Origin of the sequence: Pseudoxanthomonas sp. UTMC 1351 (genome assembly GCF_040948865.1) — a bacterium.
Lineage (GTDB): Bacteria > Pseudomonadota > Gammaproteobacteria > Xanthomonadales > Xanthomonadaceae > Pseudoxanthomonas_A.
The window spans coordinates 353726-373182 of sequence record NZ_JAVGJT010000006.1; the positions used below are offsets into that span (position 1 = coordinate 353726).

Below are 19457 nucleotides of genomic sequence, written 5' to 3' on the forward strand. Positions count from 1 at the left end.
GCTGCGCCCCGTGATAGCAACGGGTCAGTGGAATGAGGCCGTCACAACGGCAGACGAAAGCGAATAGCCGCTTAAAGCGCTTTCTTGTAGAGCCGAGCTTGCTCGGCTGATTGGCTACGGAATACTGCGCGAAGAGCAGCGGAGCAAGCTCCGCTCTACGAAAGAAGCACCGCGCAGCGACGCAATCAGGTACGCGGCGTGCCATCCAACTCGTGGTCGATCATCCACAAACCGGCCCACAATTTGGCGTCCAATTGATAACCCTCGGCCATCTTCTTAACCAGCCACGCGGCCGCGTTGGTGCGCGGCACTTCGTGGACGGTGATGTTTTCGTCGCCGTCGCCGCCGCCTTCGCCTACCTTGGTCAGTCCAGTGGCGCGAACGAAAGCGACTTTTTCGTTGCTACTGCCGGACGAAGTGGGCCCGATCAGTAGCACCTGCGCATGCTCGGCAGTCCAGCCGGTTTCCTCTTCCAGCTCGCGGATGGCGGATAGCTCGATGGATTCTTCGGCATGGATATCGCCTACCAGCCCCGCTGGCATCTCGATGGTGTTGGCCTGCAGGGGAACGCGGAACTGCTCCACGAACAACACTTTGTCTTCTGGCGTGACTGCGATGATGATCGCGGCCAGTCCGCCAGCGTGAGTGCGTTCGGAATATTCCCAAGTGCCACGTTCCACCATGCGCAGATACTTGCCTTCGTAGGCGATGCGCGGCGCCGCGGTTTTATTTGAATGAGGTGCGTCGTCGTTCATGGTTCCGATGCTAGCGGGTAAGCGTTACGAATTGTAGGCACCAGATACGTGTAGGAGCGCCGTCCCGGCGCGAGCTCTTCCCGTCAGATCGCGATAAAAGCGAAGAGCTCGCGCCGGGACGGCGCTCCTACAAGAGCTCGAAGCCTACGCGAACGCCTCTTCCAGGCCCGCGGCGGTGCGCAGCCGGCGGCGGGTCATGGGACCGAAGCGCAGGGCATCCGACAGCGCGGTGAGCAATCCGGCGTCGGCGCTGACGCGGACGAAGTCCGGCTCCACCGGCTCGAACGGCGCGTCCAGTGCGATGGTCGTGAGCTGTCGCCACAGCAGGGCATGTTCCCGTTGTTCGCGCAGTCGCAACGCCAATGTCGCGGCGCCCCGCAAGCGTAGAAACGGAACTTCATCGATACGCGCCAGCAAAGCATCCAGGGTGTCGAAATGCGCCAACAGGATTGCCGCCGACTTCGCGCCAATGCCGGTGATGCCGGGAATGTTGTCCACGGCGTCGCCGCTGAGCGCCAGATAGTCTGCGATCTGCCGTGCTTCCACGCCGTGCCGTGCCTTGACACCGCTCATGCCCCAACGGATGCCGCGCGCGAAATCCCATTGCTCGTCCGCTTCCATCAGCAACTGCGACAGATCCTTGTCGGCCGAAACGATGACACCGCGAAAGCCGCGCGGCCGCATGGCATGCAGGGCGCTGCCGATCAGGTCATCGGCTTCGTATTCGGCATGGGCGAGCACATTCAGCCCCAGCGCAGCGCACAGCGCCTTGCAGTGGGTGAACTGGCGGCGCAGCTCTTCCGGCGCGGGGTCGCGGTTGGCTTTGTAGGCCGGGTAGATCCGGTTGCGGAAGCAGCTGTCCAAAGCCTCGTCGAAAGCGATGGCGATGTGTTGCGGGCGTTCTTTCTCCAGCAGCTCCAGCAGGAAACGGGCGAAGCCGTGCACCGCATTGGTCGGCCAACCGTCGGCGTCCTGGAATTCGTCGGGCATCGAGTGCCAGGCGCGGAAAACATAAAGGCTGGCGTCGACCAGGTAGAGCGCCGGCTTCACTACGATGTCAGTCATGTGGTTGCCAATCGCTCAGCAGGGCGGCGGCGTCGGGGCGGTCGCGTTCCGGCGCTTCCAGGCGGGGCGTGCCGATATGGATGAAGCCGACGATCTTTTCGTGCGCTTCAAGTCCCAAGACGTCTGCGATTACTTCGTCGTAGGCCATCCAGCCGGTCAGCCATTGCGCGCCGAAACCGCACGCCTGCGCCGCCTGCAGCAGCGCGAAACAGACGCTGCCGGCACTCAGGAGTTGTTCCTGCTCCGGCACCTTGTGATCGGGCGTCAGCCTGGCGACCACGGCGATGACGGTCGGCGCATACGAGAAGCGCTGGCGATCCTTTTCGACAACCGCGTCCGGTGCCTGCGGATCGAGCTGCAAAGTGCGCTCCACCAGCTTTTCGCCCAAGGCGAGACGGGCATCGCCTGCGATACGGATGAAGCGGAACGGCACCAGCTTGCCGTGGTCGGGCACCCGGACCGCCGACTCCAGCATGCGCATCAAAGCGGGATTGTCCGGCCCGGGCTCGCCTAGCTGCTTGGAGGGGACGGAACGGCGGGCATCGAGCATTTGCAGGGGGGATTGGGCAGCCATCGACCAAGTTTAACTTGTCAATCGTGTTGCACGGCGTCAAAGTGCAGAGCAGGTCACGGTTGCCTACACACCGGATTCCCTACGATGTGCTTGCGGATTCCCTCGCCGCGCCCCCTGGAAAATCTATCGCCTGCCGAGGCGGGGATCCTTGTGCATGCCGAACGCCTTCTCTACCGCTGAACGCCCCGGGCGTGATCCGCGTCTGTTGGATCAGGCCAAACAAATGGCGCTACCGCCGTTGGTGGATACGTTCGCCGTGGTGTTGGGCCGGTTCGACGACGCCTTGTTCGACCGCGCCGAGCGCGCGGGCCCCTCGCAGATGGCCTTCCTGGACGCGATGCGTGAATTGCGCCGCCGCCGCGAAGAGATCACCGCCCGTTTTCGTGGCCACCTGGTCAAAGCCTGGCGCTCCATGGAAGCTGGCGAACCGCTGTCGGTAGAGCAGGCCTTCGCGCAGGATCACCAGGATGCCCTGAGCCTGGTGTCGGACCAGGAGCTGGAATCCCGCCTGGCCGCTCGCAACCTCGCCAGCGTGGTGATGCGCGAGTGGAAACCTGTATTGAGCCGACTGGACCGCCGCCTGGGCTGCATCGCCGGCAATCTGCCGCTGGATAGCGACTACAACCCTATCGGGTCGGAACATATTGGTGTCGCCATTCATGAGGCTTTCGCTACCTGCGACCTGACTTTGGAAGTCAGGCTGGTGGTGATCAAGCTTTGCGAACGCGACTTGGTGCCGGCGCTGGGCCGAATCTATGAAACCCTGGACCAGCGGTTGGCACAGGCTGGCGTGATGCCCGAGATCCAAACGGCGCGAAAGCGGGACCCGCAGCCCAAGCCGTTACCGCAGGAAGAAGAACTCGGTCCCGAGGAAACGGCCAATGCGCCCGCCTGGGCCGCGCGCTTCGTCAACCGCATGGCGGGTGTCAATCGCGCCATCCAGGCTTCAACCGGACACCGCGCGGAGCAGCAGGAATTCGATGGGCCGCCAGGATACGCAGCCGGTCCAGGGGCTCAGGGCGTCCTGCTCGAGGCGCTCCACCATCTGCTGCAGGAATCGCGTACTGGCCGGGAACAACAAGCCGCTCAACAGCAGACCGCGCACCAGCAGGTGAACCAACAGCACGCCCAGCGCGATCTCTCCCAGCGCGAGATGCTGTCGGTGCTTTCATTGCTGCAGGCCACTCCCAGCGCCACATTGCGCGCCGCGATCGGCGATACCGGCGAGTCGCTGGCGCAGCGTTTGAAAAGCGAAGTGCTAAGCAGCGCGATGCAGCTCGGGGTCGACCCGTCGACGGCGCGTTTGGCCCCGGTGGACGAAGACGCCATCGATCTGGTCGGCATGCTGTTCGACGTGATGCTGGACGAGCGCGCCTTGGAAGGCCGGCCACGCGAGTTGATCGGGCGCCTGGTCGTGCCCTTCGTCAAAGTGGCATTGCTGGACCGCCGCATGTTCGTGCAGAAGACCCATCCGGCGCGGCGCCTGCTCAATGTGCTGGCCGAAGCCGTCGAGGGCAACAACGGCGAAAGCGCTGCCGAACGCACGTTGTTGACCAAAGTCGAGGAAGTGGTGGACCGGCTGGTGGCCGAGTTCAACGAGAACCTCGCCATCTTCCTGACCCTGGAAGAAGAGTTCCGCTCATTCCTCGAGCAACATCGCCGTCGTATCGAAATCGCCGAGCGCCGCGCCGCTGAAATCCAGCGCGGTCAGGAGCGCTTGGAAGCCGCGCGAATCCGCATGACGGCCGAATTGGACGTCCGGCTCGAAAATCGCCACATACCGCAAGCCATCGCGGATTTCCTGCGCCAGCCGTGGGCGCACCACGTCACCATGACGCTGCTGCGCGAAGGCGAGGAGGGCGATGGACTACGCGAAGCGATGGCGCTCGCTGATGGCGTTCTGGAAGAGCTGGCCGAGGCGCAACGCCAGATTATCGGCAAGCCATGGCTGCAGGCCTGGCGTCCGGCGCTGCAGCATGTATTCGCCAGCGTCGGCATGAATGCCGATGCGGCCAGCGGCGCTGTGGACGCGTTGCATGACACCTTGCAGGCGGTGGCTGCTTCGCGCCCGGACCTGGAAAAACCCCTGCCCGAGTTGCCGCAGGTCATCCTGCCCAAACCCGCGGCCGAAGAGGATTCGGCGGGCATCCAGTTGGTAGGCGGTATCGACACGCTGGATTTCGATCATTCCGATGCGGATCACTTCCGCAAGCTGGAGATCGGCACCTGGCTGGATTTCATCGACAAAGACAACAAGGTGCAGGCGGGCAAACTCTCGTGGGTCAGCCCCATCTCCTCGCGCCTGTTGTTCGTCAACCGGCGTGGCGTGCGCTTCTGCGTCGCCTCGCCGGAAGAACTGGCGGCCATGGTGCGGATGGGCCGGCTGCGCACCCATCAGGCCGAAGACGCTTTCGACGCAGCCATGCAGGGCGTCATCGATCGGCTGGAGCCAAACAAGACGGTCGCGCCGGTCTAAGGCCTAGAGACCACACTGGTTCAGCGCTGTACCGGGTTTAAAGCTGCACTGGCTAACGCATCGCTTGCCTGCCGGTGGTGACGTCGCACTCTCTGAAACGCCGTAACACCCTCTGGCGTTCTCCGATAAGCCTCGCGCTTTGTTAGCATCGGCGGACGGAAGTCCGATGACGAGGCGTGCATGGCGGTCGAAGTACGGGTACTGAAGGAATCGGCAACGGGCGAACGCCGCGTGGCCGCCACGCCGGAAACGGTCAAGAAACTCATCGCCGCGGGCGCGCGGGTCAGTGTCGAAAGCGGTGCTGGACTGTCTGCCGGATTTACCGACCAGGCCTATGTGGACGCAGGCGCGCAACTGGCCGCCACCGCTGATCGCGCGGACGCGGATCTGGTGCTTTGCGTCCAGCCGCCCGATGCCGCCGCGATCGGTGGTTTGAAGCAGGGCGCCACATTGGTGGGCACGCTGCAACCGCAAGCCGATGTTGCGCGCGGGGAAGCGCTGCAGGCGCGGGGCATTCTGGCGTTCCCGCTGGAGCGCTTGCCGCGCACCACGCGAGCACAAGCCATGGACGTGCTCAGCTCCCAGGCGGGCATGGCCGGCTACAAAGCGGTATTGATTGCCGCGCAGTTGGCGCCGCGTTTCTTTCCGATGTTGACCACTGCTGCGGGCACGATCCGCCCTTCCAAAGTGTTGATCGTCGGTGCCGGCGTGGCCGGATTGCAGGCCATCGCCACTGCCAAGCGGTTGGGTGCGCAGGTGGAAGGTTTCGACGTGCGTCCGGAAACGCGCGAACAGATCGAATCGCTGGGCGGCAAGTTCCTGGACTTGGGCGTCAGCGCCGCAGGCGAGGGCGGTTACGCGCGCCAGTTGACCGATGAGGAACGCGCCGAACAGCAACGCAAATTGGCCGAACACGTGAAAGGCGTCGACGTGATCGTCTGCACTGCCGCGGTTCCAGGACGCCCCGCGCCGAAGATCATCTCCACCGCCATGGTTCAGGGCATGAAGCCGGGCAGCGTGATCGTGGATTTGGCTGCGGAAACAGGCGGCAATTGCGAGGCGACCCAGCCAGGCGAATCCGTCGAACTGGGTGGAGTGACTGTGTCCGGTCCCTTGAATCTGGCCAGCATGGGCGCCGTGCATGCGAGCGAGATGTATGCGCGCAACGTCTTCAACTTCGTTGCGCTGTTCGTCAAAGAGGGATCGCTGCAGTTCGACTGGAACGATGAGTTGCTGGCCAAGACGGTTTGGCCGGAGCGTGTGTCGGGTTAATCGAAGCAAGCGCAAAAGCCATCGGCGCCACCTGTGGGAGCGACGTAAGTCGCGACCGGAAACATCAACGTCGCGACTTACGTCGCTCCCACAAGGTGGGCCCTCGGTCCTGTTTTGTAGGAGCGCCGTCCCGGCGCGAGCTTTGACCAGCTTCGCTGTTGAAGAGCGTTTCGCCTTTGTCGCGATCTGACGGAAAGAGCTCGCGGCGAGACGCCGCTCCTACCGATGTTGTTATTTATCGCGCTGCCGCGGGACTGCGCCTTTCGGCGGGTTCTTCTCCAGCCAGGCACGGCGTTGCTCCGGCGTCATTTGCTTCCATTGATCATGCAGTTGCTTACGCTGTTCCGGCGTCAGGTCCAGCATGTGCTCATATAACGCGCGCGCCTGTTCGCGCTGTTGGGGATTCATCCGTTCAAACCGCTTCATGCCGTGGCGCGCCTGGGCGCGTTGCTCGGGTGTCATCGTCTTCCAGCGCTGCGCGCGTCCCATCATGCGTTCGCGCGTCTGCGGCTCGCTATTCCACCGGTCACGGACGGGGGCGATCAACGTCTCGCGTTGCTGCGGCGTCAGCTTGTCCCACTCGGGCAATGAAGCAGGCGCCGGATCTTGCGCCAGCGCCGATCCGGCCACCAACAACGACCATCCAAGTAGATGGGTCAGAAAAGTTTTCATCGGTTACTCCATTGCCAGCGGCGGTGCGTCAGCCGAGGCCAGCCACAGGTACAAGTCGGGATCTTCGTCCAGCACATTGGTAGTGCTGTATTCATTAGTGCTGGCATCGCCATTGCTGGCCACCGGTGCTGCCGGCATTTCGCCGGGAAGCGGGTTTTCGCCCCAGGGTAGTAAACGCACGCCTATTCCCACCGCCAACACCGCGGTGAAGGCAGTGGCGGCAATCCAGCGTCCATAGCCGTGTAGGCCTCGCGGAGGACGTGCGTCTGCCTGTGCGGCGTGGCGTGCGGCACGCAGGCGCGCGAGCATCGCCGGCGACAACTCCTTCAGAGCGGCGTTGTGCCATAGCCTGGCCTGCTGGTCGAAGCGGTTCTGGGAATCGTCCGCGGGTTTCATCGCAAATCCTCCAACTGTTTCTGTAATGCATCGCGGGCGCGGGAGAGGTGAGTCTTGACCGAGCCTTCCGAACAACCCATCGCCTTGGCCGTGTCGGCCACATCCAGTTCTTCCAGCACGCGTAGGGTGAACGCTTCGCGCTGGCGGGCCGGCAGGCCGCGCAGCGCTTTCACCAGCCGCGTATATGCCTCCTGCTGATCATGCGACTGCGAGGGACCGACGGCAGGATCAGCCCAGTCGACCAGGCTGTCCTCATTGCGATCTCCCGCAGGCAACAGCCAGCGCAGACGAAAATTGTGGCGGCGCTGCACATCGACGATCTTGCGCCGCAGGATGCTCCAGAACAACGGCGTCCATTCGCCAGGCGGCCGTTCGCGATAGACGAGCATCTTCATCATGGCGTCCTGCACGGCATCCAGGGCGTCATCGCGGCTACGCAAACCTGCTTCGGCGAAGCGAAAGGCGCGGGTGCCGATATCCGCCAGAAACGCTTCCAGCGTAACGGGTGCGCGCGGCGGAGCTGGCGATTGGAATTCCCGGTTGGCATCGGTGCTCATCAACATAGATTAGGGCCTGGCTTGTCCGACAGCGTCAGCAGGCCTTAGCGGCGATCCCAGCGGCGGTCGAAGCGATCACCCCGGCGATCCCACCGGGCTTCGACGCGTTCGCCCTGGTGGTCCAGGCGGCGGTCGATACGATCGCCTCGGGCGTCCAGATGATCGGCGGCATGGTGGTAGCCATGCCGGTCGGCCCAATCGGTGCGACGGTCGTAACGCTGCTCAATCCGGTCGCCCTTGGCATCCAGACGGTGTTCGATGCGGTCGCCTTTGCGGTCCAGGCGGCGGTCGACACGATCGCCGTAGTCGCCTGCGGTCGCGGTGCCGATGGTGCCGAACAACAGTGCGGCCAAACCCAGCGTGCGGTGACGATTCATGGCGCGGTCCTCGGATGGTGTGGGGTGCGGGAAGGGAAACGTTCCGCGGCGTGGTCCGTTGACCGGAGGCCGCATGAGTCCCAAGGAGTTCAGGTGCGGTTATGATGCGGAGCGCGTCGTGGATACTTGGTCCCGGCACCTGCATAGCGGCAGACAACTGACGGAGAGAGTGGATGAGCGACGGGTTCGTGGCCTTGTACATCTTCATGCTGGCGGCGATCGCCGGCCACGTGATCATTTCCCGGGTGCCGGTCATCCTGCATACCCCGCTGATGTCGGGCTCCAACTTCATCCACGGCATCGTGCTGATCGGCGCCATGGTGGTGCTGGGCCATGCGGATACCACGCTGGAGAAGGCCATCGGTTTCGTCGCGGTACTGCTGGGCGCGGGTAACGCCGCCGGCGGTTACGTGGTAACCGAACGCATGCTGGAGATGTTCAAGAGCTCCAAGAAGCCTGCCGGCAAGCAGGGAGCCAAGTGATGGACTGGACGCTCACGGAAATGCTTTCGCTTGCGGTAAAGACCAGCTACCTGGTGGCTGCCACGTTGTTCCTGCTGGGCCTGCAGCGGATGGCATCACCGATGACGGCGCGCAGCGGTATCCGCTGGGCCGGCATGGGCATGCTGATCGCCACGGTGGCGACGTTCTTCCTGCCCGACCTGCACAATATTCCGTTGATCCTAGCGGCCATCGCCATCGGTACCGCGGCGGCGTGGGTGTCGGGCAAGCAGGTGGCGATCACCGACATGCCGCAGATGGTCGCGCTGTACAACGGCATGGGCGGTGGTTCGGCGGCCGCTATCGGTGCGGTCGAACTGTTGCGCTTCTCGTTCCTGATGAATCGCGATACCACCAATTGGAGCCAATCGGCGCTGGCCGAACTGGCGGCGCGCCAGCCCGGTGCGATCACTCTGGCACTGGCGGTCATCGGTTCGGCGATCGGCGCGGTGTCGTTGTCCGGCTCCGTCATCGCGTGGGCCAAGCTGGACGGACGGCTGGACAGGCGGGTGACGTTCCCGGGGCAGCAAATTTTCAATCTGCTGGTCTTCGTGGCGATGGCCGTGCTCGGCGGCTGGGCGGCCGTCACGTTGAATCCCATCGCCATCATCGCGTTCTTCGTGGTGGCGCTGGCACTGGGCGTGCTGATGACGCTGCCGATCGGCGGCGCCGACATGCCGGTGGTGATCTCGCTGTACAACGCGCTCACTGGTTTGGCGGTGGCGTTCGAAGGCTATGTGCTGGGCAACGAGGCGTTGATCATCGCCGGCATGATGGTCGGTGCGGCGGGCATCCTGCTGACGCGGCTGATGGCCAAGGCCATGAACCGGCCCATCAGCGGCGTGTTGTTCTCCAACTTCGGGGGCGGTGGCGAAGCGCAGGAAATCTCCGGCGCGCAGAAACCCATCGAAGCCGGCGACGTCGCGGCGATGATGGCATTCGCCGAACGCGTGGTCATCGTGCCGGGTTACGGCATGGCGGTGGCGCAAGCGCAGCACAAGATATGGGAACTGGCGCAGCGGCTGATCGAACGCGGCGTCAAGGTGAAGTTCGCGATTCATCCGGTCGCCGGCCGCATGCCCGGCCATATGAATGTGCTGCTGGCCGAAGCTGGCGTGCCCTACGACCTTATCGCCGACATGGATGACATCAACCCGGAATTCGCCAACACCGATGTCTCGCTGGTGATCGGCGCCAACGACGTAGTCAATCCGGTCGCCAAGACCGATCCGGCCAGCCCCATCTACGGCATGCCCATCCTGGACGTGGTCAACAGCAAGAACACCATCGTCATCAAGCGCGGCAAGGGCACCGGTTTTGCCGGTATCGAAAACGCGCTGTTCTATGCCGACAACACCCGCATGCTGTATGGCGATGGCGCCGAGATGGCCAGTGCGCTGGTCAGCGAACTGAAGGCGCTGGACGGCGGGCATTAAGGCCTTTTTGCTTCAAGTAACGATAAGCGTCATGACCAGCCATTCGGTTGTTGAATAGTTTTTCAACAGCGCAGCCGGTCAAAGCAACTGCCACCCGGATCGTAAGGCGCTGGGTCCCGGCCTACGCCGGGATGACGATGCGTTATTGTCCCCAGCGATCAACACGAAAGCGCTCCGCTGCCTGCGTCCGCTAGCAATCGGATGACAGCGCTATTCCAGCGTTAGCCGGCGCAGCGTTTGCCTACGCTCGGAGCCGCGAGTGCGTGGCGTGCCGCAACACGGTCAGGGATAGCAGATCTCGCCTTTGACGAAGGTGGTGATCATGCCGCCGCTTTTGTGGCCGCTGACGAAGAGGTAGCCGCTGGCGCCGGCATAAAGGCCGGTTCCCTGGACGATTTCCTGATAAGCGGTAACCACGCCTTCGGAGTTGTTGGTGGTAACGCCGGTTTCGCGCATCGTCAGCGTGCCGCTCTGCGTGCGGTATTCGAACGGCCCGCTGTAGGAAATGAAACTTGGCGAAGTGGGTGGGCCCGCGCGACCGCTGTCGGCAGCGAAATGGGTGGTCCCGCGTAGCCCGTGGTTGCCGTCGACTTCGCCCAGGAAACATGATGCCAGGCCGGGATTGCAGCCTTCGGCCGAGCTGACTTCAGTCAAGTCGGCGTGGATCGCCTTGCAGGATCCCGCCAGCGCCGGGGCGGTGACGCAAGCCAGTAGCAATGGCAATAGGGTCAGGTGTTTCATCGCGTTGTCTCCTTCGATACGCACCGGTGCGCGGTCCGATGCGTTGGGGTACCCCGATGTCCGCGCGGGCGGAAAATGGATATCGCGCTGGTTCATTCGTCTATCGGCGGCGATGCATGCGTTGTGAGGGAAGGCGTTGCCCCGGTGCCCGGTACTGAAGAACTCAGGCGGCGATCGCGTCGCGCCCGGCAAGCTGACGCCGCGCTTCGCTTGCCGTGATGCCAAAGGTGTTCTTGAACGCGCGGCAGAACGCGCTCTGGCTTTCGAAGCCGACCATGCCGGTGATTTCGCAGATGGGCAGCGCCGTATCGCTGACCATGCGCCAGGCTTGTTCCTCACGTCGACGCGCCGCGTATTCGGAAGGTGTTTCGCCGAACACCGCGCGATAGACGCGGATCAGGTGGCATGGGGAATAGTTTGCGGTTTTTGCCAAGCACTCCAGGTCCAGCCGGACATCGGGATGGCAATGAATCTGATGGCGGACGCGGAGCAGCCGCATCAGCGTCTGCCGCCGGCGTGCCAACGTCCGGCCATTGCAGCGCGACAAAAGCGAGTGCAGTGAATGCTGCTGTTCCAGCAGGCTGGCCGATAGCGCTGTCACCCAGGCTTCCTGATCGCCTGCGTACGACGCGACGGACGACGGCGTCTGCCGTGCGAGCTTCATGAGCAGGCCTGCGGTGTCGCGCCAAATGCGTCCCTGCCAAGGAAACAGCCCGTCAGCGCGCGTGGCGGTATGGGAAGGCCATGCCGCAGCCGTACCGGCCAGTCCCAACCAGCCTTGTGGGCCACGAGAACGGCAGCGCAACGGACCTTCGCGCCAGACCTGCAAATCGCGCGATCCCAGTTCCCAATCGCTACCCGGCGTCGCCAGCGATACTTGGCCCCGTAGTGGCCACCAGACCGACGTCCAGCCAGCGGGAACATCGGCCTGGACGCCGCGCCCGCTACCGTGCAGGAGATGCAGGCTGTCGTGAGGCTGGTGGGACAAATCCAGCTGGTCCCCGAAACGAAGCGTGTGACGGATGATGCGCATGAGCACGTGTAGGCGAGGATTGATTGGCCCCACCATATCGCTGCGATGTCGCGGGTTTTAGTGCCAATTCATTCGGGTGCGAGAGGGCCAATCGCGCTTCGGTAGCATCGGGCCAGTAGCAACGAGGCCGTCGCAACGGCAAGCGATAGTGAATAGCCGCTTAGTGCGGCTTTTTCGTAGAGCGGAGCTTGCTCCGCTGGATTTATCCGGAAGCCACTGTCTCAAGAGCAGCGGAGCAAGCTCCGCTCTACGAAAGCGCCGAGTCCAAAGACTCGGTGCTGCTCGCACTCAAAAACGCTGCTGGTATTTCATATAAGTAAAGCGACCAATGTCGAACTGGCCGTTGTACGGCACGTTGGCATTGGGCGCGCTGTACATCTGCGGTCCTTCGCGGTCGAACGCGTTGGTAGCGCCAATGGAGATGGTGGCGTTCCATGGTGCGGTCCAACGCACTTCGATGTCGTTGAATGTGATCGAACCTGTCTTGTTGAGTGGACGGGTCTGCGCGGGGTTGCCGGCAATGAACCCTGGGTCGGTGCATTCCTCCGGGAACAGCGTCGCCGACAGGCAGGTCTCTTTTTGCGACGAGAAATAACGCGCACCCCACGTCGCGCTCCATGCGCCCTGGGTCCAGGTCACGTTGGCGTTCGAGCGGATGCGGAATGTGCCGATGAAACCCGGCGATGTGGCGTAGCCCACCAGTTGTTGCGGCAACGTGGCGGCGTTGGTATCGGTCTTGATCTCGTCCTTGCTGGTGTAGGTGGTCTGCCACACCATGTTGAAGTTGCCGAAATCGGTTCTCAAACGGTAGCTCAGATCCAGGTCGTAGCCTTCCGCTTCACGATAGCCGGCGTTGATGCCGGTGAAGGTCAGGTTGTTGACGAAGCCCAGCGCCGGGTCGCGTGTGAAGTCGACGCAACGCGAAGCATCCATCTGGATGTAGCAATCGTTGAGCATCTGGGTGGGGCTGTCCGGCACGATGGTGTCGTCGATGCGGATCTTCCACCAGTCCAGGCTGACGTTGAGTCCTTCCATGAAGTTGGGGCTCCATACGACACCCAGCGTCTTGGACTCGGAGGTCTCTGGTATCAGGTTCTCGTTGGAACCAGAGAAGAACGCCACCGGCGTCTGCGCATTGGGTGCGCCGGCCGGATTGAAACCCTGCGCCAACTGGCGGTACGTATCGGCATTCACGATGTCCTGTGCGCAGCGTGCACGCACCGCTGCATTCGATGCCGACGCACCGAACAAGGTGTCGCAGGGATCGGTGAAGAACGAGAACGTTTGCGAACCGCCGCCATACAGGTCGTTGATGGTCGGCGCCCGAAAGCCGTCGGCAAAGGTGCCGCGCACCAGCAGCGATTCGATTGGTTTCCATTTGAAGCCGAACTTGCTGTTGAGCGTATCGCCGAAGGTGTCGTAGTCGGAATAGCGAGTCGCCACGCTGAAGCTCAGTTCCTGCGCACCGGGAACATCGGCCAGCACCGGGATCAGCAACTCGCCGTAGATTTCATCCACGCTGTAGCCGCCTTTTGTCGGGCCGCCCGCCAGCGTGGTGGAGTTGCCAGTGACCGCCATGGCATCCGGATTGAACTCACCCGATTCCTTGCGACTCTCCACGCCGACCGCAAAGCCCAGATCGCCGCCCGGTAGCGTGAACAGCGAACCGCTCAGGTTGGCGCTGAACACTTCGGTTTCAGTTTCGCCGGTGAAGTTAAGCGACTGGAAGAGGAAGTCCTGTAGCGTCTGATTGCCGGTCAGCCCGCCATCGCCCGAGCGGCCGAAAGGAATGTACGGATTCCATGGCGTGCATGATGCCAGCGGGATGGGAACAGCCGCCGTCCCGCACTGGACCACGCCTTCGGCATTGAGGAACGACGGACCCACGGCTTGTGCTACGCGCGCGATATTGAGGTTGCCATAGTTCTGCTGGGTGATCTTGTTGTTGTTGTACAGATAACCGACATCCCAATCGAAGAAGCGTTCGCCTACGTTGAAGCTGCCGTCCAGCGCGGCGGAGAAGCGCCACGTGGTGGAGGTGGACAGGTTGGTGCGTGGCACTTCCCAAGTGCGGCGCCAGAAGTTGACCGCTGTCGGTGTGGCGAAGCCATGGTGGCTGCCGACCGGATTGTAATAGCTGTCCACCGACATGGGAGTACCAAAAGGGGCGCTCTGGAACGGATAGCCCGCCACTTCGTTTTCGGCATCGCGCGATGTGTACAGCATGTTGCCGCGGAAGCGCACCTTGTCGTTGATGTCGAAGATGCCATCGACGAATAGCGAACGGCTTTCCAGCGGTGTGCGCAGATGAGTTTGCAAGTTGGTGTTGCTCTTGTCGACGGTGCTTCCGTTCGGGTTCGCAGCAGTGGTGCCGGTTACCGCGTCCTGCGCGTGATAGTTGGCCAGGCTGCGCCAGTCGGCGTCGGTGTTGAGCACGCGGTTGCCGCCAGGGCCGATCTGACTGGCGCCGCTGCCCAGGTTGATCACGCCCCACTGGCTGACCGTGGTCCAACCGCGAGTCGGGTGCCATTGACCTTGCGGATACGCGCTGAAGGCGCGATTGCCCGACATTACTTCCTCTTCCTTGCGGTATTCCACCGCCGTGGTCAGCGAACCGCGGTCACCGGTGAAGCCCATGATGAAGTCGGCGCGCGTGGTTTCGCCGTCGCCTTCATCGTACTGACCGTAGTAAGCCTGCGCGGTGGCGCCCTCGAAGTTGGAACGCGTGATTATGTTGATGACGCCGGCAATGGCGTCGGAGCCATAAAGCGAAGAGGCGCCGTCTTTCAGCACTTCGATGCGTTCGACCGCGGTCGTCGGGATCAGCGACACGTCCTGCAGGCCACTGGTGCTGATGCCCAGACGCTTGCCATTGACCAGGATCAAGGTACGGGTAGTGCCCAGATTGCGCATGCTGATGAACTGCCCGCCCACGTTTTCGCCAGCGGATAGCGGCATGGCGCGGCTGATCGCGGGCGCGCCGGCTGCGGAGATGTTCTGCAGAATGTCGGCGATCGACTGGAATCCCTGCTTTTCGATATCCGCGCGGCTGATGGTCAGCACGGGTGCGGCGCTTTCCACATCGACTTGCCGGATGCGTGTGCCAGTGACTTCGATGCGGTCCAGCGTGGTGGTGGCCGGCTCCGCTTCCTGTGCGGAAGCAGAAAGGATCGGGGTGGTGCCGACGGCGATCGCCGCAATAATCGCATCGCGCAGCCGGCAGGTTTTCAGTGTCATGGGTTGGCTCCAGTCATGGTTCGTGAGAAGTCCGTGCTGCTTTTCGCCGCAGCGGGCGGCGTGCACGGGCATGACTGCAAATTACGAATTCTTAACTGCTCTTGATGCGCGAATACAACGAAACCGATATGCGCCAATTGAGTAATCGCGTGCCTCGTGCATGCGCGCGTGCAGATGGCGAACATCGGCATGCGATCGCGCAGCGCATGCACAACAACGCGATTCCACGGGCAGTAGGTTCGAAAGCGACAGCCGTTCGGCCGGAGAGGATTCACCATGAAGCAGACGCTCAGCGGTTCGGCGATCGTATTGATCTGTGTGCTTGGGATACATGCCGCAAGCGCGAAATGCCTGGGCAAGAGCGGCGAACGCCTGGTGCCGCTGGTAGAGCTGTACACCGCCGAAGGTTGCAATGAGTGTCCTGCCGCCGACCGCTGGTTATCCGAACTCAGCAAGCAACCTGCGTCGGCGCGTCCTTCGCTGCTGGCCTTGCATGTGGACTATTGGGACGAGATCGGTTGGCCGGACCGGTTCGCTGCCCCGCTGCATGGCAAGCGGCAGGAGGCGCGGGTGACGTTGGCCGGCAAGCGGGTGGTGTACACGCCACAAGTGATGGTGGGACGCAACACACAAGTCGACTGGCGCGACCCTCGGCGTTTGGCCTCCAGTCTTTCATCACTGGCGGATTCACCAGCGGTGGATCTGACACTCCAAGCCAATCGCCAGCAAGGCACGGGTTTGCTGGTGCGGTTCAGTGCCACGCTGCGCCAGAACGAACACGTCCGTCTGCAACCGTTGCTATGGCTGGCGCTGTATCAGGATGGTCTCAGTAGCACGGTGACCGCAGGTGAAAACAAAGGCATGACCTTGCGGCACGACCGCGTGGTCCGGACGTTGAAAGGACCTTGGCGCATGCAGGAAAGCCGTTTCGAAGGAGAGGCCAGCATTTCGCTACCGCAGGCCGGGGAGGATCAGCTGGGACTGGTGTTGTTCGCCGAGTCCTCGCTGACGGGCGCTGGTTTGCAGTCCCTGGAGTTGCCGTTGTCGGCCTGCCCGGCCGATGGCTGACTAACCGCTACCGGCGTGTTGCTTTCGACGCCACGCGTGCGGCCAATGCGCAGGGCACACCTACCAGCAGCACGTGCGCGCCGATATGCGCCAGGTTGATCCACTGCCAAGGCGGCGACTGCGATCCGCCGGCGGCGGACAACGGCACCACGACGTAGGTCATGGCCGCGTACAGCACCAGTCCATACAGCGCGCCATAGCGAAGCGGTTGTTCAACCAGGATTTTCCAGTGCCGGCTGACGGCGTAGTAGACGTACGCCATCACCAACGCAATACCGAAGTGGGAAAGAAATCCCAGCAGTGCGGTCGCCGATCCGCCAGCGACAGCGGCGTCGCGTCCCAACCATCCGGCGGCAATCGACTGCAATATTCGCACCGGGCTGACGCCTTTGAATGCGTACAGACTGCAGATGTAGATCAGATCCAGCGTGCCGGCCGCGATGCCTCCCAATGCGACGTAGCGCAGGGGAAGACGGGCGGAAGTGGTGAGACCAGCCGCAACATTCATGATGATTTTTCCCGGAAGCCCGACAGGGCGGTGGTCGATTTCAGCGCATATCCGGGGTGTCGCGCGAGGGCCAATCAGGCGCTCGCGAAGGGCGCCAAATGGGTACAGATCACTCCCTACCCGCCGCGCGGCGAGCCGCCCACGCGCAAGGCAGCCCCACCAGCACCATGTAGGCCAGGACACAGGCGGCGATCCAATCCGGGCGCTGCGATGCTGGTCCAGCGGCCGTAAACAGAGGAACGGCGATATGGAACACCAGTCCGTACATCAAGGCGCCATAGGCCAGGCCGAATCGGACCGGCTGACGCAACAGCCGCGGAAAAGAGCGCGAAAGCCCGCGATAGATCACCGCCAGCGCCCACATGAGGACGACGTAAAGAACGCTACCCAGCGCGGCAGTGGCGATGCCGCCTTCGTAGGCGGCCCGCCCCAGCAGCCAAGTGGCGATGGACTGGAGAACTCGGATCGCCGGCACACCCTCGGCTGCCCAGAACAACACGGCGAAGCCCAGATCCAGGACGGTCGCGATGACAGCGGCCAGCAGCAGCCAGGGGACAGGGCGGTCCGCGACAGCATGGGGCCGGTAAAACGAGGCAGTCAGGTTCATCGGCGTGCTCCTGGGTTGGGGTCGATCCGGGAATTGGCCCTATCAGGAAGCAGAAAAGTGGCACTATCAAGGTCCAATTCCTTGGGTTCGAATGGAGCCAATTGGAATCGAGGCATGTTGATGCACCTGCAAATGGACGGAAAAGGGCCGCTGCACGCGCAGCTGACCCGCGCCCTGAAGGGAATGATGTTCGCCGGCGCCGTGGCGCGTGGTGCCCGGCTGCCTGCCACGAGACTTCTGGCGCGTGAGCTGGGTGTGTCCCGAAACACGGTGCTGGCCGCCTATGAGCAACTGCGCGCGGAAGGCTTTGTCGCGGCGCGGGTCGGCTCCGGCAGCTTCATTACGCCGCCGGTACAGCCCGCGAACGCGCCAGCGCCGGATTCAGTGACTTCGTTGCCGCCACAGTCCGAATACGCCCGCCGCGCCCGCAAATACCACAACCATTCGGCCATGGCCGGACGCGCCACTCCCGGCATGCGTTACGCCTTCCAATACGGTGTGCCATACACCAATCCCGCACTGACCAGCGCGTGGGCACGCGAACTGGCGCATGCCGCCGCTTACACGCTGCCCAACTATCCGATGACACAAGGCCTGCCAGCCCTGCGCGAGGCTGTGTGCGATTACCTGGCACGCCGGCGCGGCGTGCAGACAACGCCGGCCGATGTGCTGATCGTGGCGGGGACCCAGCAAGCCATGGCGCTGACCGCCCGCGTGCTGTTGAACATCGGCGATACCGCGGTGGTGGAAGAGCCGCACTACACCGCCATGCGCGAAGTCCTGCAAATCCACGGTGCCCGTGTCCACTCCATCGACGTGGATGCACAGGGGCTGGTGCTGGACTATCTGCCGGAGCCGCCGCCGCGGCTGCTCTACGTGACACCGTCGCACCAATTCCCCAGCGGCGTGGTGATGTCGTTGAGCCGCCGGCTGGAACTGCTGGACTACGCGCGCAGGCACGGCTGCTGGGTATTTGAAGACGACTACGACGGCGAATTCCGCTACGACGCGCAACCACTGGCCGCATTGCGTTCGCTGGATACCGGCGGTCGCGTCATCTACGTGGGCACCTTCTCCAAGGTGTTGTTCCCGTCCTTGCGGTTGGGTTATCTGGTGATGCCGCCGGGCCTGCGCGAGGACTACATCACCGCCAAATGGCAGGAAGACTTCGGCACGTCGGCCATCGAGCAGAGCGCACTGGCGCATTTCATGGAGAACGGTGGATTCGAACGCCACCTGCGCCGTGCAGGACGGGCCTTGAGCGAGCGACGCACGGCCTTGCTGAAGGGGCTGCGCGATGCGCTGGGCGATCAGGTCGAGATCGCCGACTCACGCGCCGGCATGCACCTGGTCGCTTGGTTACGGGATTTTGATGCTGCGCGGGGAGAGGCGCTGATTGTCCACGGACGCGAGCTTGGCCTTGATCTGTATTCCATCTCGCCGTACTACCAACGGCCGCCCGATCGTGCCGGCCTGCTGATGGGCTACGCCGGCATGTCGGTGGGCGAGATAGAGCAGGCGGTGAATCTGTTCGCGCGTTGCGTGCAGGAGACGCTTTCCCGCTGACGCGCCTTTGTAGCGCGCGCAAGACTTTTGAAAAGCCTCTAGCGCGAAAACCACGCTGCGATGATCACCGCAGCGGCCATGCAGACCAGATCGGACGGGCTGTTGGCTAATTGGCTCAGCGTCCACGCGTAGGCAGGTCCCAGTTTGACGGCCGATTCCCAGGGGTTGAGCCCCATCGCGAAACCGATCTGGGTGGCGGCGATGCCCCAATTCGCCAAAACGATCATGCCTGCCGTCGCCGCCGTGGCCAGAACGCTGCGTCCCAATCCATGTGGCATACCGCCGAAACGCAGCATCAGCACGACGTCCACGGCACCCAGCAATGCCATCCAACCGGCTTGGCCGTTGAGATACAGCGCCAGCAGAATCCAGATGAATATGAAGGAGAGGCCGCCCAGCAACAGTAGGGAAGGCGCCAGCCAGCGGGAGGATCGGGGTACTGCTTGGGCGGGCATGGCGACTCCGGGTGGGGACGCCAAGGATAAAGGGTTGTGGAAGGGAAGGTGGGTGAGAGCAGTTCGTACACCCCAGTCCACGGCCACGGATTCGCCCAAAGCGGCGCTTCGCCGCGGCGGGCTACAATAGCGCTCTTGCGCGGCCCCCATCCGCCCATATCT

General features: G+C 63.0%; 19 protein-coding genes. 6 read left to right on the forward strand and 13 right to left on the reverse strand.

The window, feature by feature from the left end:
- Positions 1-185 precede the first annotated feature (185 nt).
- From AB6O04_RS05500 to AB6O04_RS05510, 3 genes are all read right to left on the reverse strand, one after another.
- Positions 186-755: an NUDIX hydrolase gene (locus AB6O04_RS05500; protein WP_368562815.1), complete on the reverse strand. Its 570-nt coding sequence runs from the start codon at positions 753-755 to the stop codon at positions 186-188.
- Positions 756-899: 144 nt separating this feature from the next.
- A complete protein-coding gene (locus AB6O04_RS05505; RefSeq protein ID WP_368562816.1) occupies positions 900-1820 on the reverse strand; it encodes a 5'-3' exonuclease H3TH domain-containing protein in 921 nt (306 codons plus the stop codon).
- A complete protein-coding gene (locus AB6O04_RS05510; protein WP_368562817.1) occupies positions 1813-2394 on the reverse strand; it encodes a nitroreductase in 582 nt (193 codons plus the stop codon). Before AB6O04_RS05510 ends, AB6O04_RS05505 begins: the two co-directional genes overlap by 8 nt.
- Before the next feature lie 154 nt (positions 2395-2548).
- Here AB6O04_RS05510 and AB6O04_RS05515 point away from each other — a divergent pair, with 154 nt between their 5' ends.
- Together AB6O04_RS05515 and AB6O04_RS05520 are read left to right on the forward strand one after the other, a co-directional pair.
- Positions 2549-4870, forward strand: coding sequence for a DUF1631 domain-containing protein (locus tag AB6O04_RS05515; protein WP_368562818.1), 2322 nt, complete (start codon positions 2549-2551; stop codon positions 4868-4870).
- A gap of 180 nt (positions 4871-5050) precedes the next feature.
- Positions 5051-6142 (forward strand): NAD(P) transhydrogenase subunit alpha, encoded by a 1092-nt coding sequence (locus AB6O04_RS05520; protein ID WP_368562819.1) that lies wholly within the window; start codon positions 5051-5053, stop codon positions 6140-6142.
- A gap of 231 nt (positions 6143-6373) precedes the next feature.
- Here the strand turns inward: AB6O04_RS05520 and AB6O04_RS05525 are convergent, their stop codons facing one another.
- From AB6O04_RS05525 to AB6O04_RS05540, 4 genes are read right to left on the reverse strand one after another with little or no spacing between them, the layout of a single operon-like run.
- Positions 6374-6814, reverse strand: a complete 441-nt coding sequence (locus AB6O04_RS05525; RefSeq protein ID WP_368562820.1) for a DUF3106 domain-containing protein — start codon at positions 6812-6814, stop codon at positions 6374-6376.
- A gap of 3 nt (positions 6815-6817) precedes the next feature.
- A complete protein-coding gene (locus tag AB6O04_RS05530) occupies positions 6818-7210 on the reverse strand; it encodes a hypothetical protein (protein WP_368562821.1) in 393 nt (130 codons plus the stop codon).
- On the reverse strand, positions 7207-7773 hold the full coding sequence (locus AB6O04_RS05535) for an RNA polymerase sigma factor (protein ID WP_368562822.1): 567 nt from the start codon (positions 7771-7773) through the stop codon (positions 7207-7209). Before AB6O04_RS05535 ends, AB6O04_RS05530 begins: the two co-directional genes overlap by 4 nt.
- A gap of 38 nt (positions 7774-7811) precedes the next feature.
- Positions 7812-8144 (reverse strand): hypothetical protein, encoded by a 333-nt coding sequence (locus tag AB6O04_RS05540; protein ID WP_368562823.1) that lies wholly within the window; start codon positions 8142-8144, stop codon positions 7812-7814.
- A 173-nt stretch (positions 8145-8317) separates the two neighbouring features.
- On the opposite strand from AB6O04_RS05540, the gene AB6O04_RS05545 reads away from it, so the two are divergent.
- Both AB6O04_RS05545 and AB6O04_RS05550 read left to right on the forward strand, forming a co-directional pair.
- Complete coding sequence (locus AB6O04_RS05545; RefSeq protein WP_337343189.1) at positions 8318-8626, forward strand: NAD(P) transhydrogenase subunit alpha; 309 nt, start codon at positions 8318-8320, stop codon at positions 8624-8626.
- Positions 8626-10080 (forward strand): NAD(P)(+) transhydrogenase (Re/Si-specific) subunit beta, encoded by a 1455-nt coding sequence (locus tag AB6O04_RS05550; protein ID WP_368562824.1) that lies wholly within the window; start codon positions 8626-8628, stop codon positions 10078-10080. The genes AB6O04_RS05545 and AB6O04_RS05550 overlap by 1 nt, the downstream gene beginning before the upstream one ends.
- 282 nt (positions 10081-10362) lie before the next feature.
- On the opposite strand, the gene AB6O04_RS05555 is transcribed toward AB6O04_RS05550, so the two are convergent.
- From AB6O04_RS05555 to AB6O04_RS05565, 3 genes are all read right to left on the reverse strand, one after another.
- A complete protein-coding gene (locus AB6O04_RS05555) occupies positions 10363-10821 on the reverse strand; it encodes a hypothetical protein (protein WP_368562825.1) in 459 nt (152 codons plus the stop codon).
- A gap of 163 nt (positions 10822-10984) precedes the next feature.
- Positions 10985-11809: a helix-turn-helix domain-containing protein gene (locus AB6O04_RS05560; RefSeq protein ID WP_368562826.1), complete on the reverse strand. Its 825-nt coding sequence runs from the start codon at positions 11807-11809 to the stop codon at positions 10985-10987.
- Between the two features lie 333 nt (positions 11810-12142).
- A complete protein-coding gene (locus AB6O04_RS05565; protein WP_368562827.1) occupies positions 12143-15091 on the reverse strand; it encodes a TonB-dependent receptor plug domain-containing protein in 2949 nt (982 codons plus the stop codon).
- 276 nt (positions 15092-15367) lie between these two features.
- Between AB6O04_RS05565 and AB6O04_RS05570 the strand changes: the two genes are divergently transcribed.
- Positions 15368-16159, forward strand: a complete 792-nt coding sequence (locus AB6O04_RS05570; RefSeq protein WP_368562828.1) for a DUF1223 domain-containing protein — start codon at positions 15368-15370, stop codon at positions 16157-16159.
- A gap of 7 nt (positions 16160-16166) precedes the next feature.
- Here the strand turns inward: AB6O04_RS05570 and AB6O04_RS05575 are convergent, their stop codons facing one another.
- Both AB6O04_RS05575 and AB6O04_RS05580 read right to left on the reverse strand, forming a co-directional pair.
- Positions 16167-16667, reverse strand: a complete 501-nt coding sequence (locus tag AB6O04_RS05575) for a hypothetical protein (protein WP_368562829.1) — start codon at positions 16665-16667, stop codon at positions 16167-16169.
- A 109-nt stretch (positions 16668-16776) separates the two neighbouring features.
- The gene (locus tag AB6O04_RS05580) at positions 16777-17274 is read right to left on the reverse strand and encodes a hypothetical protein (protein ID WP_368562830.1); all 498 of its coding nucleotides are present in this window, start codon (positions 17272-17274) and stop codon (positions 16777-16779) included.
- A gap of 114 nt (positions 17275-17388) precedes the next feature.
- Between AB6O04_RS05580 and AB6O04_RS05585 the strand changes: the two genes are divergently transcribed.
- On the forward strand, positions 17389-18840 hold the full coding sequence (locus tag AB6O04_RS05585; protein ID WP_368562831.1) for a PLP-dependent aminotransferase family protein: 1452 nt from the start codon (positions 17389-17391) through the stop codon (positions 18838-18840).
- 38 nt (positions 18841-18878) lie between these two features.
- Here AB6O04_RS05585 and AB6O04_RS05590 read toward each other — a convergent pair whose 3' ends face one another.
- Positions 18879-19295: a hypothetical protein gene (locus AB6O04_RS05590; RefSeq protein ID WP_368562832.1), complete on the reverse strand. Its 417-nt coding sequence runs from the start codon at positions 19293-19295 to the stop codon at positions 18879-18881.
- Between the last annotated feature and the right edge of the window lie 162 nt (positions 19296-19457).

Excerpts from the sequence above, each read along its gene's own strand:
- AB6O04_RS05500 (WP_368562815.1), bottom strand. The coding sequence starts at position 755 with ATGAACGACGACGCACCTCATTCAAATAAAACCGCGGCGCCGCGCATC.
- AB6O04_RS05505 (WP_368562816.1), bottom strand. The coding sequence starts at position 1,820 with ATGACTGACATCGTAGTGAAGCCGGCGCTCTACCTGGTCGACGCCAGC.
- AB6O04_RS05510 (WP_368562817.1), bottom strand. The coding sequence starts at position 2,394 with ATGGCTGCCCAATCCCCCCTGCAAATGCTCGATGCCCGCCGTTCCGTC.
- AB6O04_RS05515 (WP_368562818.1), top strand. The coding sequence starts at position 2,549 with ATGCCGAACGCCTTCTCTACCGCTGAACGCCCCGGGCGTGATCCGCGT.
- AB6O04_RS05520 (WP_368562819.1), top strand. The coding sequence starts at position 5,051 with ATGGCGGTCGAAGTACGGGTACTGAAGGAATCGGCAACGGGCGAACGC.
- AB6O04_RS05525 (WP_368562820.1), bottom strand. The coding sequence starts at position 6,814 with ATGAAAACTTTTCTGACCCATCTACTTGGATGGTCGTTGTTGGTGGCC.
- AB6O04_RS05530 (WP_368562821.1), bottom strand. The coding sequence starts at position 7,210 with ATGAAACCCGCGGACGATTCCCAGAACCGCTTCGACCAGCAGGCCAGG.
- AB6O04_RS05535 (WP_368562822.1), bottom strand. The coding sequence starts at position 7,773 with ATGTTGATGAGCACCGATGCCAACCGGGAATTCCAATCGCCAGCTCCG.
- AB6O04_RS05540 (WP_368562823.1), bottom strand. The coding sequence starts at position 8,144 with ATGAATCGTCACCGCACGCTGGGTTTGGCCGCACTGTTGTTCGGCACC.
- AB6O04_RS05545 (WP_337343189.1), top strand. The coding sequence starts at position 8,318 with ATGAGCGACGGGTTCGTGGCCTTGTACATCTTCATGCTGGCGGCGATC.
- AB6O04_RS05550 (WP_368562824.1), top strand. The coding sequence starts at position 8,626 with ATGGACTGGACGCTCACGGAAATGCTTTCGCTTGCGGTAAAGACCAGC.
- AB6O04_RS05555 (WP_368562825.1), bottom strand. The coding sequence starts at position 10,821 with ATGAAACACCTGACCCTATTGCCATTGCTACTGGCTTGCGTCACCGCC.
- AB6O04_RS05565 (WP_368562827.1), bottom strand. The coding sequence starts at position 15,091 with ATGACACTGAAAACCTGCCGGCTGCGCGATGCGATTATTGCGGCGATC.
- AB6O04_RS05570 (WP_368562828.1), top strand. The coding sequence starts at position 15,368 with ATGAAGCAGACGCTCAGCGGTTCGGCGATCGTATTGATCTGTGTGCTT.
- AB6O04_RS05575 (WP_368562829.1), bottom strand. The coding sequence starts at position 16,667 with ATGAATGTTGCGGCTGGTCTCACCACTTCCGCCCGTCTTCCCCTGCGC.
- AB6O04_RS05580 (WP_368562830.1), bottom strand. The coding sequence starts at position 17,274 with ATGAACCTGACTGCCTCGTTTTACCGGCCCCATGCTGTCGCGGACCGC.
- AB6O04_RS05585 (WP_368562831.1), top strand. The coding sequence starts at position 17,389 with ATGTTGATGCACCTGCAAATGGACGGAAAAGGGCCGCTGCACGCGCAG.
- AB6O04_RS05590 (WP_368562832.1), bottom strand. The coding sequence starts at position 19,295 with ATGCCCGCCCAAGCAGTACCCCGATCCTCCCGCTGGCTGGCGCCTTCC.